Here is a 12,161-nt window from a genome sequence, read left to right on the forward strand (position 1 = left end):
TTCCAAGGCATTATTTGGAAAGCGCTAATTATTGCTGCCAAAAATAGTTTTTCATCACCTGCAACATGCTATTCGTATGTGTGCTGCGTTAGTTTGTTTCTTTTTCAATTGCATATAGGTCTTCGTCAATTGTGCTTAACTTATTTTCAAGAACTGCTCTGGCATCATGCAGCCCTCTATTGTAAAAGTATGCACCCAACTCTTTAGAAACAAAATCTAGCAAAAACTCAGCATCAAACTGCCCTAGGTCTTGATCTAACTCTTTCTCAAAATACGCTTGCAACTTTTCAACCATTGCTTCTTTTTCTTTGCTTGTGAAGTCGATTGTAGACATTGAGTTCAATTTCCTTTTTGGTGAATAGTTTTGCGCTGTGTAATTTTCTAGTATGTGTTCCCGTGCAACAACTTGTTGGTCCTTGCTATTTTAGCTTCTTTTCTATTAGGTATTCGGCTACGGCTTGATATGCAGGCAACGACGTAGGGTCGATTTTTGCGTTTTTCGCAGTAGGAAAAGACGAGTACCGAACAATAACCATTTCGGCGGTTGGATCTATGTAAATCGTTTGGCCATGGACACCCCGAGCCGCTATGGCACCATGATCATTGTGAAAAACCCACCACATGCTTTTATAGCTGCCACCAGGAAGCGTGTTATATCCGGCTTTGGCGAAAGCAGCTTGGTCACCACCGGCTAATATGTTCTCAACAACCTTTTCAGAAAAAAGTTGCTGCCCGTTGAACTTGCCTCTATTAAGCATTAATTCTCCAATACGCCCAAGGTCGCGCAGGCTTGCGCTGAGTCCTCCGCCTGCGAACGGCATTCCTTTAGCGTCTACGGTCATATAACCATCCTGCTCTGCTCCTATCTTTCTCCAGATACGTTCAGACAGAAGTTGTGCTACGTCTTTACCTGTAACTCTGGCAATAATCCAGCCAAGTGCGTCAGTATTAATGGTTTTGTATCCAAATGCTTCTCCGTGATCCCCACTTTTTTCAACAGTTTGAAGGTACTCCAGATAGCCGTTCGGGCCCTTGTAATCTTTTGGTTTCGGTAGAGGATTTGCCGCTTTAGAATAAAGCCATATATCGGCATTAGGATCAGAATAATCTTCACTGTAATCAAGCGCTGTTGTCATATCCATAACTTGGAGGACTGTCGCACTTCCGAATGCACTATTCTTGAGCTCAGGGATGATAGAGGAGACCTTGGCGTTTTTTTTAAGCCTTCCTTCAGCGACGAGTATTTCTGCCAATAGCCCTGTAAGAGACTTGGTCATCGACATAGCAGCGTGTTTACCTGTTTCACTAAGGCAACCAAAGTACTCTTCGTAAACAATCTGACCCTTGTGCAGTATAAGAATACCGTCTGTGTAATTTTCAGATAAAGATTCAGCCCATGTCATTTCACCGCCACTATTAAGCGGCGTGAACGTAATTGAATCGATATTTTTGTCTTTTGCGTAGGTAAAAAGCTTTGGAGAACCGATGCCTCTGCTTACTTGTTTAGTGGGCATCAGCTCTCTAATGTGGCAAACGGTCCACCTCAATTTAGGAAAACTAAAAAAATCAGACTCTGGCTGCATGATGAGTTTATCTGCCGGCGGTGGAAATCCGACCATCCAATTCATTTTCACTGGGTTCGAGTCTTCAGCATTTAAGCTATTTGATGATTGACCGCTTGCGTAGCTTAAGTTGCCTAGCAGCAATGTGAAAAATAACGCCTTGAGTCTCATAGTTATCCCCATTTCTTTACTGATGACGGCCTAGTCTTGCATACAACTTTTAAAGAAGAGGCGCAGGCGTGTAGGGCATAGAAGCGAAGCGGCCCTACGTATATGCTTCCTAATGCGCTTTAAGCCTACTAAATTATTTTTTGTTATACCCCATTGCTAGCTTACTGACTAATTTTATAGTGAAAAATGTAACCGCAGTCTGAATAGGTAACAGCAAATGACAATTCCTCTATTTGCTCTTTGCCAACCATAGCGCTTACGGTTGCCTCATCGGTGGTACTAATTGGGAGTATAAATTCATTTGATCCGACACCATTTCCTTTGAAGAGCCTGACACTGGTGAATTGATACTCATTAAACTCTATGGGGAAAGCTATATCCAATATTATAGAAGTGCCATTGTCTTTACGGTTATCAAATACTTGAGATTTCCAGCTGACAAAATCCTGCTCGGTTTGATTTGGCGGTTGCTGACAGGCAAGCGCCTCAAATACTGAGCACAATAAAACAAGAAAAGTTAGTTTTTTCATGGGGTATAACACCCTGTTAAGTGGCTGATAATGTTTGGCTAAAATGTGTAGCATAGCGACTGAGCCCAAGTGTTATTGTCCCAGTGAGCTTGCTAACGGCTACAGATTTTCGTTAGCTATACTTGCCCGATTCAAACTATGAGTTAGACCAAATCAAGCCAATTTCTGTATTTTCCAATGAAAACTCTGAAAATACGCAACTATAAGACTGGGCAACGTCACACATAAAAGATACCCAGTTGATGAAATCTTCTCCACTCAATTCATTACCATAAGGTCGAGTTGTACCAGTAAGTAATTGATATCCCTTTTCGTCAGTTTCACTAATCTCAACTTCATAATTTTTACTGAGTTGTTTAGCCAACTCGTTTAATTTTGATGGAACATCACCAAAATGACAAAAATCCATCGCAAATAACGTCTTATCATTTGCTCCAGAGCCTACAACAGCATTCCAGAGTTGAGTCGCGCCATCTATTTTTTTATTTTTGATTTTAGCGTAATACTCTTACCAAGTTTTTTGTGGATTGCTCATGGAACTCCTTGTATCGCTAACCCTTAAATAAGGGAGCATGCGTGTGGGCTAAAATTTGAAGCAGCCCACATGTATGCGTCCCAGTAACCAACGGGAACGAGTTTATTTGGTTGTGAGGCATGATGCTAATTAGCGCGAAAGTCGTCTTTTTCAACATAGATCCTAAAAGGAACATTCAGTTTTTTTGACCACTTTAAAAGAAGATTGGTTATTTCGTTCTTTATTTCTTCTGATGTATCTACTGAATTAAGCCACACACCAATTGTCTTCGGAGATATCGCGAGGTCTTCACAAGGGAGCGTTAACTCTAAGTTCTTATTTTTAAGTTTAAGCTCGTGACTAAACATGTGCGCATTTCTTGTTAAGGAAATCTGCCATTGTCCAATTTTTTCTACCACGTTCCGTCGCATACTTTTCCTTTGAATGCCTCCCCCCCAAGAAGGGGCAATAATATGTGGGCTAAAATACGGAACGAAGTGACGGGAGCCCACGTGTTATTGTCCCACTTACTTGGTTTGTAAGGCTTAGTTTGCAGTATTTTCCTGCGAGTCTGACTTAAGAGGAGAATAAATGCAGGATACTCCGCCTTTTGTGAGCGCAATGCTAAATCGGTGATCACAATTCACAGCTGCAAATATAATAGGAAGCTGTTCATTACCGAAGGAGCTTGGAAGATATACAACCTTTTGGCCGACTTCACATGAAGCAGCTGTAACATCTTTTTGCCATCCCTTGACCTCACAGAGGCTTTCTTGATCTATTGCTATATTCTGCTGATTGCACCCAGATAAAGCGCATAAACTAACTGCAAACAAAATTCCTTTTTTAAACATCTAATTCTCCATTATTGCAGCTCTCTTTTACATTAGACTCCCGAGCTGATTTGAAGCCATAACGCTTTAATAATAGGCAGAAAATTATAGGCTACACTGCCGCCTCGCGGCAAGCCTATGATTTTATGTCCTTATTGATTAACTTGTTAGGTAACTATTTAAACCAACCTGACAAGTTTTCAACATCTATAAATTCACAACCATTTGCCTCAGTTAAATAGAGAGTAGAATGCACTGCGTAATCTTTTTTAATTTGAATATGGACACCGTGAAATTTGGGGCTTAAAAAAGAAACTATATCACTAGGTGAGCGATACTCTTTCTTTGCATATTCTTCATCCCAGTTGTAGACAGGTGTCGGAATATATAGCTCTGAATCTTCAGTATCTTTAAGATCGTAAATAATCGCTGCTGTATCATATTGCGAAGGAACTCTGATATATAAATCACATAGATCGGTCAAACGACCACATGACACTAATGCTTCTATCCCAAGAGAGTTTTTTTCACCTGCCTTAACTACAAAGCCCTGCATATCGAAACAACCATCTAAGGCGTATGAGCAAAATGATTGAAACATTAAAATCAACACAAGATATTTACGCATGACCTTCCCTAGTTACCTAACAATTTATTGTACGGAAAAAATCCTGTTTAAAACGCGGACTAATTCCATATATCACTAAAATAATCTTTTCACTTTCTCACGTAAATAAATCCATATCAACGCCTTACAAGAAATTGGGCAAACATGGAAAGTAAAATACGGAAATTATCTTTTTTATTTTTTCGCTTTGAAAAATAGCGCTGGTTTGTATAAATAAACAGTGCGATTTATTCGATTACAGAAACAAAAAAGCGAGGCCTAAGCCTCGCTTTCAATCCTTTTAAAAAATGCTTACTGCACTTCTTCTTGGTCGTCGAACGCACCAGCAAACAGTGGGCTACTAAGGTAACGCTCTGTACCACTTGCTAGAAGTACTACAACAATTTTGTCTTTGTTTTCTGGGCGCTCAGCAAAACGCTTAGCTGCAACTACTGCTGCACCAGATGAAATACCCGCAAGAATACCTTCGTCGGTCATTAGCTTGCGTGCCATTTCCATACATTCTTCGTTGGTAACTTGCTCAACTTCGTCAATAAGGTCTAGGTCTAAGTTGCCAGGAATAAAGCCTGCACCAATACCCTGAATTTTGTGAGGGCCAGGCGTTAGTTCTTCACCCGCTAATGCTTGCGTAATTACTGGCGAGTCAGTCGGCTCTACTGCAATAGACGTAATAGCTTTACCTTTAGTGTTCTTAAGGTAACGGCTAACACCAGTAATTGTACCGCCCGTACCAACACCGGCTACGAATGCGTCTACTTTGCCGTCTGTGTCTTCCCAAATTTCTGGGCCAGTAGTTTTTTCGTGAATAGCTGGGTTTGCTGGGTTGTCGAACTGCTGAAGCAGCACGTATTTTTCTGGGTCAGAGTTCACAATTTCTTGTGCCGCCGCTACTGCACCTTTCATGCCTTTAGGCGCTTCGGTAAGTACTAAGTTTGCACCCAGCGCTTTAAGCAGTTTACGGCGCTCTAAACTCATGCTGCTAGGCATGGTTAGCGTTAGCTTGTAGCCGCGTGAAGCTGCAACAAACGCAAGGGCAATACCGGTGTTACCGCTAGTAGGCTCTACAATTTCTTTACCTTTGGTAAGGACACCGCGCTTTTCAGCATCCCAAATCATGTTTGCGCCAATACGGCACTTTACGCTGAAACTTGGGTTGCGCGATTCAATTTTTGCGTACACGTTACCTGAAGTTACGCGATTAAGTTTTACTAGTGGCGTGCGGCCAATAGCAAGGGAATTGTCGTCAAATACGTTCATTTTTAATCCTTACCTCGTTCCTGAATTTCTAGGAAACCCCGTTCTGTCGTGATCTGTACGACCTTTATAAAATTAATAATTCATAGCGTGAATTAGGGGATTTCGTCATACCCCTATATCATTGGTCCCAATCGTGAAAATGCAAAGTGTTTTTTAGCTATATGTTATTGTTAAAATACATGAAGACGAAGAATTATACGGAGTACGACATCAATGGCTTTTAGTGGCACGTCTAATTACATCGCAACCAAAGACTTACAATTAGCGGTAAACGCCGCCATTACGCTAGAGCGCCCGCTGTTAATCAAGGGCGAGCCAGGCACTGGTAAAACTATGTTGGCCGAGGAGCTAGCAGAAAGTTTAGGCACCGAGCTTATTCAGTGGCACATTAAGTCAACTACCAAAGCGCAGCAGGGTTTGTACGAATATGACGCGGTATCGCGTTTGCGTGACTCGCAGCTTGGCGATGATCGCGTGCACGACATTGGCAACTACATTGTTAAAGGGAAGCTGTGGGAAGCATTTAGCGCAGAAAAACGTCCAGTGCTGCTGATTGATGAAATAGACAAAGCCGACATTGAGTTTCCAAACGACCTGCTTCTAGAGCTAGATAAGATGGAATTCTTTGTGTACGAAACACAAGAGCGTGTTGTCGCAAAGCAGCGTCCTATCGTTATTATTACGTCGAATAATGAAAAAGAACTTCCAGATGCATTCTTGCGCCGCTGTTTCTTCCACTATATTCAGTTCCCGAACCCAGAAGAGATGCAGGAAATTGTTAACGTGCATTTCCCAGATCTGAAGAAAAAGCTGCTTGATGAAGCGCTTAAAGCGTTTTTCGAGTTGCGCGATGTACCAGGGTTAAAGAAAAAGCCGTCTACGTCTGAGCTTATCGACTGGCTGAAGCTTCTTGTAGCAGAAGACATTCCACCAGAGGCTCTTCATTCAAAAGACGGTAAAGCAGCTATCCCTCCACTGTATGGCGCATTACTTAAGAACGAGCAAGACATTCACTTGTTTGAGAAACTGGTCTTTATGGCGCGTCGCTAATGCTTATTCAGTTCTTTTTCACGCTACGAAAATATCAGGTTAAAACCACGCTTCGCGAGTTGCTTGATTTGCTCAGAGCTTTGGAAAAGCATGTGGTGTACGCCGACATCGAGGCTTTCTACAGCCTAGCGCGCACCATTATGGTTAAGGACGAAACCCAGTACGACAAGTTCGATAGGGCATTTGCCGAGTATTTTGAAGGCGTAGAGTCGGTTGATTTATTTGGTAAAGATATTCCTGAAGAATGGCTGCGTAAGGAAATAGAGAAAAACCTAAGCCCTGAAGAGCGAGAAGCACTACGCAAAGCGGGCGGCCTTGAAGAGCTGATGGAAACGTTGAAAAAGCGCTTGGAAGAACAAGAAAAGCGTCATCAAGGTGGAAATAAATGGATAGGTACTGGCGGCACTTCACCGTTTGGAGCGTATGGCGATAACCCCGAAGGCGTGCGTATTGGTCAAAAAGGAAACCGCAAGTTTTCAGCGGCCAAGGTATGGGATAAACGCGAATTTAAAAACTTAAGTTCTGATGTAGAGCTTGGTACGCGAAACATAAAGGTGGCGCTGCGTAAACTAAGAAAGTTTGCCCGCACCGGTGCCAGCGAGCAGCTTGACGTGCCTACCACCATTGGTGAAACGGCGAAGAAGGGCGGTTTGCTGGATATTCACATGGCACCTGAACGTCATAATGCGGTAAAGGTGTTGATGTTTTTTGATGTGGGTGGGTCTATGGATCCTCACGTGAAAAGCACACAAGAGCTTTTTTCAGCGGTGCAGTCGGAGTTTAAATATTTAGAGTATTTTTACTTTCATAACTGTGTGTACGAAGAGGTGTGGAAAGACAACCAGCGTCGCAACAAAGAGCGCATTCCTATTTGGGATATCATTCATCGCTACGGAAAAGACTATAAAGTAATATTTGTAGGTGACGCCACTATGGGGCCATATGAAATTACTTATCCGGGCGGTAGCGTAGAGCATTGGAATGAAGAGCCAGGCAGTGTGTGGATGCAGCGTTTGCTTAATCACTTTAATAATGCCGTTTGGCTTAACCCGCAACCTGAAAACTACTGGCCGTATTATTCGTCTATTAAAATTATTCGCGAGATTATGGAAGACAGAATGTATGGGCTAACGTTAGAAGGGTTAACCGACGCCATTAAAGGCTTAAGCCGAAGCCGATGAGCTACAGATGAATTATAAATTAGCTGGTTTATTGCTAGCAGGCGGGCAAAGCGCTCGTTTTGCTGGCAATAAGCTACTATCACAACATCCAATTGCAAACACATCGCTTGTAACCTATAGCGCATACCAACTCAAGAACGCGTTAAGCGACGATACTGCAAGTGTGCAAAGCCACATTGAAATGCTGGTAATAACCGGAAAGTGGGATAAAAGTGTGCGCGACGCGCTTAGCCATTTACCTGTTTCAGTGATAACCAACACCAATTGGCAAGAGGGCATTGCTGCGAGTATTCGCGAAGGGGTAAGCTATTTAGCTGCAGGTAAGCCGCTAGTGGATATTGAAGATAAGCACAGCGTGGCACTTACGCATAGTGAAGCTGTACCAAGCCATATACTTATTACCCTTGCTGATTTACCTAAAGTAAGTTCTTACGATCTGCGTGAGCTTATTGAAGCATCTAAAGCAAATCCATCTCACGTGGTTTGCAGTGAATGGCTAAATGAAGGTAAAACCAAGCTAACGGTGCCAGCCATATTTCCAGCAGATGCGTTTGACGACTTAATGGCAATTTCAGGAGATATAGGCGCAAAACCTGTAATTATGGAGTACAAAAAGGCAGGTAAGTTAACGGCAGTGCCTATACCAAACGCAGAGTTTGATATAGACACACCACAAGACTGGGTTTCGTTGTATTAACAGCTTTACTAAAAGCTGTACTCTCAGTTGTACTAGCAGCGCCTCAATTAGAGCTTTGGCACTTTTTTACGCCAAACAGCATTCCCAGCGTTATTCTAATCGCCTACGCGCGCAAAACAGCGCCCGGGCGCTGAATATAAAGCAACCTTGCGCCTAACATTACGGCAGCAGCACTCAGCCCCACAATAAACCCAATCCAAAAACCCGCTGCGGCCATAGGTTCTGCGGTAACCCAACTGGTTCTTCCCAAAATAACGCCTGTAGGTAAACCAATAAGCCAATACGAAATGAAGGTAATAATAAACATGGCTGTAGTGTCTTTGTAACCGCGAAGTGCATTGGCTGATATCACTTGCACTGCGTCAGACAGCTGGAATAGCGCCGCATAAATAAGCAACGCATTCGCCAGCGTATACACGGCTTCATCACTCGTATATAAGCCAATAATAAATGCCTTGGCTAACAGAGTGAATGTGGCGGTGCATGCTGCTGTGCAAAAGCCGATAAGAATAGCCATGCGCGCTGCAATTTTGGCTTGTCGTGAATTATTTTGACCAATGCGATACCCAATACGAATAGCCGCCGCCATACCAATACTCATTGGAAACATAAACATTAGCGCAGAAAAGTTAAGTGCTACCTGATGTGCGGCAACAGTATTTGCGCCAAACGGTGCCAGCAACAACGCCACCACAGAAAACAGGGTTACTTCGAACAAAATGGTCATTGCTATGGGCAAGCCCATTTTGAAGGTGCGGTTAATGGTGCTTAGGTTTGGCGTGTAGCGTTTTCCAAACAAGTTGTATTGTTTTAGGGAAGGTGCCATACGTACATATACAAACGTGGCGATAAGCATAGTGTAAATAACAATGGCTGTGGCTACACCACAACCCGCGCCACCCATTGCGGGTATTGGGCCAGCACCGTAAATAAACAGGTAGTTGCCTACAACGTTTGCTAGCAAGCCTATAACCGTAATGATCATTGTTGGCTTGGTTTTACCCAAGCCTTCGCAGTAATTGCGCAGCCATTGGTATAAAGCAAAGCCTGGCATAGCAAGTAACACGTAAACCACATAGTCTACGGTAATACTGTAAAGTTCAGGCGCCATTGGAAACAGCGATACAATGCTTTCAGTAAAGGGTAGCAGCGCTGTAATTACCACGCCGACAAAAAACACTAAGTAGCCAGCCTGTTGCGAGGCATCGGCGATACCTGCAATGTTTTTATTTCCTTGCAGTCTAGAGATGATAGGCGGTAATGCTAGCGCTATACCTTGAATAAAACATAAAAGTGGTACAGTAATGCTAAAGCCCAACGCCACTGCTGCCATGTCGGTGGCACTGTAACGCCCAGCCATAATGGTGTCGCTTACTCCCATTAGCATCTGGGTTATTTGCGCTACAAGTAATGGCCACGCTAGTTTAATGATGTCTCTACCTTCCAAAAGGAAGCGTTTTTTATTCACTGTTGGTGTTCTCTAAAATTCTGCAAAAAGTACAGCGATTGAATATGCTAAAAATACGGCAATATAATCATTGTCAGGGGTACGCGTAACCCTCTTTGGTTAGTAAAGTGGCATTACAGGTACTATGTCACCTTCATTAAGCGTGCTTATCGACTCGTGTATTACCATTAAACAATTCGCAGCAGTAATGGATGTCATAACCCCAGAACTTTGTGTTTTAAGGGGGGTAACATGCCATTCACCACTATCGTCTTTGGTCATAGTTGCGCGCTGAAAGTCGCGTCGGCCGGCTCTGCGTTTTATGTCTCGAGTAATTTTAGCATTAACGAAAAGTGGCGCTGCGTCGCCTGTCTGGCCCTGCATTTTTTTAATGATGGGCACAACTAATAGCTTTGCTGTTACAAACGAAGACACTGGGTTGCCAGGTAAACCACAAAAAAGAGTATTGTTTATGCTGCCTAGCGCGAAAGGTTTGCCGGGCTTAACCGCTATCTTCCAAAAGTCGATATTGCCTAGCTCACTAATAATGTCTTTCACGTAGTCAGCATCACCTACCGACACACCACCGCTACTTACCATTACATCAACGCTAGCACTAGCTTTGGTAAATAGGGCTCGAAGAGATGCCTCGTTATCTTCAACAATGCCGAAATCGATAATTTCAACGTTTTCGTTGTGTAAAATACTGCTAACGCCAACACGGTTAGACTCAAATATTTGTGTGGCTAAGCGTTCCTGTCCTGGCTCTGCTAATTCTGAACCTGTAGCCACTATGCCCACTTTCAATTTTCTAAATACTTTAACCGAGCTTGTTCCCTGAGATGAAAGCAGCATTAGATGCTCGGCCTTCAGTTTCGTACCTTGTTTTATTAGCACGTCATTAACAGCAATATCGTTGGCTTTCCGGCGTATGTTTTCACCTAATTTGGGCAGCTGTTGTATTTTTACGCTGTCACCATCAGTTGCAGTGTTTTCAATCATTACTACAGCATCGGCGTTAGGCGGTACTGGGGCGCCAGTCATTATTTTAAATGCACTGTGGGGCGCAAGTGGTGTAGCCGCTTCCATTCCTGCGGTAATAACGCCTTGTATGTTAAGCGTGGTGCCATCTTCTACGTCACTGCTGTTAACGGCAAAACCATCCATAGCAGAGTTATCCCAAGGAGGTACATCAAGCGTGGCTATGGCATCTTGCGCTAAAACTCGGCCATTAGCTTCAAATAGGCTTACTTCTTCGGTTTCAACTATAGGTGTTGCTGCATTAAGTGCTTTTGCTAATGCTTCTTCAAGTGAAAGCCATTTTGACGTCATACCAACTCCCTAAAGGCAATAAAATTCAGCAGGATATTACCGAAAAAGTCGGTGCTATACCAAAGGTTAATATGCACAATTGTATGCTTAATTAAGGAAGGCTACAGCGTTTCAGGTGGCTAATATGGAAAGTGCTAATATGGAAACTGGGTGCCATGCAAAGTGTAAAGTGCAGAACTAGGGAATAGGCTAATGAATGAATAAGTGAGAAGGCGTGTGGGCCTCCTCACTATTAAAGCATGCTAAATGCGTTTCTTAGAACGCGAATTTTGCGCCAATGCTTAGTACGTCAGCGTCATCGAATGTTTCGTAAGACACTTCTACTGAAGTCGTTTCAGTAACCATGAAGCCAAAGCCGCCACCAAGGCCGAATTCCCAGTCGCTATCTGAAGATTCAGAGAACCCATTAGCGCTTGCAGTAAGCTCTAGTTTGCCGTAAGACGGAACAATGTAAACGTACATGTTGTCTGCAAGGCTGTATTCACCGCGAAGCGATACCGCATAAAAAGAGTCTAGCTCTACGTCAACACCAAATACGGTATCGTCGCTTACGCCAGTACCAATACGTACTTCAGGTACTAGTTGAAAGCTATCGTTAACTTGATATTGATAACCAGCAGAGGCAACGATACCGCCTAGGCTAATATCAATGTCACCATCGTCATCAGAAACGTTAGTGTAACCAATGCCAAATTCCCAGTTAGCAGAAGCTGACATAGAAACAGTAAGAAGCGCAGCTGATAATATTGCTTTTTTGAACATTTCAAATCCTTGTTGATGCAATGTTGTTTTTTACATTAGAAGGTTTGGCTTAGGCAATTCAGGAGGGAACGACAGCGTATCTAGGGGTTAGGCGACGTCAATCCTTTGAGCCAGTAGCATCCAATCTTCTGCCGAGGATAGTACTTAAAAAACGATTGCGTACGCAATATACATTGCGCTGAAAACAGTAGAGTTAT

Annotated in this window: 13 protein-coding genes; 3 read left to right on the forward strand and 10 right to left on the reverse strand. The window is 43.1% G+C overall.

The genetic code is table 11. The annotated features are described in order from the left end of the window. Window positions 1-88 precede the first annotated feature (88 nt). The 7 genes from ACGHAV_RS01080 to cysK form a co-directional block, all read right to left on the reverse strand. Window positions 89-334, reverse strand: coding sequence for a DUF2164 domain-containing protein (locus ACGHAV_RS01080; protein ID WP_390375259.1), 246 nt, complete (start codon window positions 332-334; stop codon window positions 89-91). 85 nt (window positions 335-419) lie between these two features. Further along, window positions 420-1,733 (reverse strand): serine hydrolase domain-containing protein, encoded by a 1,314-nt coding sequence (locus ACGHAV_RS01085; RefSeq protein WP_390375262.1) that lies wholly within the window; start codon window positions 1,731-1,733, stop codon window positions 420-422. 161 nt (window positions 1,734-1,894) lie between these two features. Then, on the reverse strand, window positions 1,895-2,263 hold the full coding sequence (locus ACGHAV_RS01090; protein ID WP_390375265.1) for a hypothetical protein: 369 nt from the start codon (window positions 2,261-2,263) through the stop codon (window positions 1,895-1,897). A 136-nt stretch (window positions 2,264-2,399) separates the two neighbouring features. Next, window positions 2,400-2,672, reverse strand: a complete 273-nt coding sequence (locus ACGHAV_RS01095) for a hypothetical protein (RefSeq protein WP_390375268.1) — start codon at window positions 2,670-2,672, stop codon at window positions 2,400-2,402. Between the two features lie 650 nt (window positions 2,673-3,322). Further along, complete coding sequence (locus ACGHAV_RS01100) at window positions 3,323-3,631, reverse strand: hypothetical protein (RefSeq protein ID WP_390375271.1); 309 nt, start codon at window positions 3,629-3,631, stop codon at window positions 3,323-3,325. Between the two features lie 154 nt (window positions 3,632-3,785). After that, window positions 3,786-4,238 carry a hypothetical protein gene (locus ACGHAV_RS01105; protein ID WP_334015953.1) on the reverse strand — a complete coding sequence of 151 codons (453 nt, stop codon included), beginning with the start codon at window positions 4,236-4,238 and terminating at the stop codon, window positions 3,786-3,788. Between the two features lie 291 nt (window positions 4,239-4,529). Continuing rightward, window positions 4,530-5,495, reverse strand: a complete 966-nt coding sequence (gene cysK / locus ACGHAV_RS01110; protein WP_390375274.1) for a cysteine synthase A — start codon at window positions 5,493-5,495, stop codon at window positions 4,530-4,532. A gap of 213 nt (window positions 5,496-5,708) precedes the next feature. On the opposite strand from cysK, the gene ACGHAV_RS01115 reads away from it, so the two are divergent. From ACGHAV_RS01115 to ACGHAV_RS01125, 3 genes are read left to right on the forward strand one after another with little or no spacing between them, the layout of a single operon-like run. Further along, window positions 5,709-6,545 (forward strand): MoxR family ATPase, encoded by an 837-nt coding sequence (locus ACGHAV_RS01115; RefSeq protein ID WP_334015951.1) that lies wholly within the window; start codon window positions 5,709-5,711, stop codon window positions 6,543-6,545. Continuing rightward, complete coding sequence (locus ACGHAV_RS01120; protein WP_334015950.1) at window positions 6,545-7,726, forward strand: hypothetical protein; 1,182 nt, start codon at window positions 6,545-6,547, stop codon at window positions 7,724-7,726. The genes ACGHAV_RS01115 and ACGHAV_RS01120 overlap by 1 nt, the downstream gene beginning before the upstream one ends. 7 nt (window positions 7,727-7,733) lie before the next feature. Next, window positions 7,734-8,423, forward strand: a complete 690-nt coding sequence (locus tag ACGHAV_RS01125) for an NTP transferase domain-containing protein (protein WP_390375277.1) — start codon at window positions 7,734-7,736, stop codon at window positions 8,421-8,423. 103 nt (window positions 8,424-8,526) lie between these two features. Here ACGHAV_RS01125 and ACGHAV_RS01130 read toward each other — a convergent pair whose 3' ends face one another. From ACGHAV_RS01130 to ACGHAV_RS01140, 3 genes are all read right to left on the reverse strand, one after another. Beyond that, window positions 8,527-9,891, reverse strand: coding sequence for an MATE family efflux transporter (locus ACGHAV_RS01130; RefSeq protein ID WP_390375280.1), 1,365 nt, complete (start codon window positions 9,889-9,891; stop codon window positions 8,527-8,529). A gap of 99 nt (window positions 9,892-9,990) precedes the next feature. Then, entirely contained in the window at window positions 9,991-11,202 is a 1,212-nt protein-coding gene (gene glp / locus ACGHAV_RS01135; protein ID WP_390375287.1) for a gephyrin-like molybdotransferase Glp, read from the reverse strand. A 255-nt stretch (window positions 11,203-11,457) separates the two neighbouring features. Beyond that, on the reverse strand, window positions 11,458-11,964 hold the full coding sequence (locus ACGHAV_RS01140; protein ID WP_390375290.1) for an outer membrane beta-barrel protein: 507 nt from the start codon (window positions 11,962-11,964) through the stop codon (window positions 11,458-11,460). Window positions 11,965-12,161 lie beyond the last annotated feature (197 nt).

This window comes from Alteromonas sp. MTD1 (assembly GCF_042848195.1).
Classification (GTDB): Bacteria; Pseudomonadota; Gammaproteobacteria; order Enterobacterales; family Alteromonadaceae; genus Alteromonas.

Excerpts from the sequence above, each read along its gene's own strand:
- ACGHAV_RS01115 (WP_334015951.1), top strand. The coding sequence starts at position 5,709 with ATGGCTTTTAGTGGCACGTCTAATTACATCGCAACCAAAGACTTACAA.
- ACGHAV_RS01100 (WP_390375271.1), bottom strand. The coding sequence starts at position 3,631 with ATGTTTAAAAAAGGAATTTTGTTTGCAGTTAGTTTATGCGCTTTATCT.
- ACGHAV_RS01125 (WP_390375277.1), top strand. The coding sequence starts at position 7,734 with ATGAATTATAAATTAGCTGGTTTATTGCTAGCAGGCGGGCAAAGCGCT.
- ACGHAV_RS01140 (WP_390375290.1), bottom strand. The coding sequence starts at position 11,964 with ATGTTCAAAAAAGCAATATTATCAGCTGCGCTTCTTACTGTTTCTATG.
- ACGHAV_RS01120 (WP_334015950.1), top strand. The coding sequence starts at position 6,545 with ATGCTTATTCAGTTCTTTTTCACGCTACGAAAATATCAGGTTAAAACC.
- ACGHAV_RS01095 (WP_390375268.1), bottom strand. The coding sequence starts at position 2,672 with ATGGATTTTTGTCATTTTGGTGATGTTCCATCAAAATTAAACGAGTTG.
- ACGHAV_RS01080 (WP_390375259.1), bottom strand. The coding sequence starts at position 334 with ATGTCTACAATCGACTTCACAAGCAAAGAAAAAGAAGCAATGGTTGAA.
- cysK (WP_390375274.1), bottom strand. The coding sequence starts at position 5,495 with ATGAACGTATTTGACGACAATTCCCTTGCTATTGGCCGCACGCCACTA.
- ACGHAV_RS01105 (WP_334015953.1), bottom strand. The coding sequence starts at position 4,238 with ATGCGTAAATATCTTGTGTTGATTTTAATGTTTCAATCATTTTGCTCA.
- ACGHAV_RS01090 (WP_390375265.1), bottom strand. The coding sequence starts at position 2,263 with ATGAAAAAACTAACTTTTCTTGTTTTATTGTGCTCAGTATTTGAGGCG.
- glp (WP_390375287.1), bottom strand. The coding sequence starts at position 11,202 with ATGACGTCAAAATGGCTTTCACTTGAAGAAGCATTAGCAAAAGCACTT.
- ACGHAV_RS01085 (WP_390375262.1), bottom strand. The coding sequence starts at position 1,733 with ATGAGACTCAAGGCGTTATTTTTCACATTGCTGCTAGGCAACTTAAGC.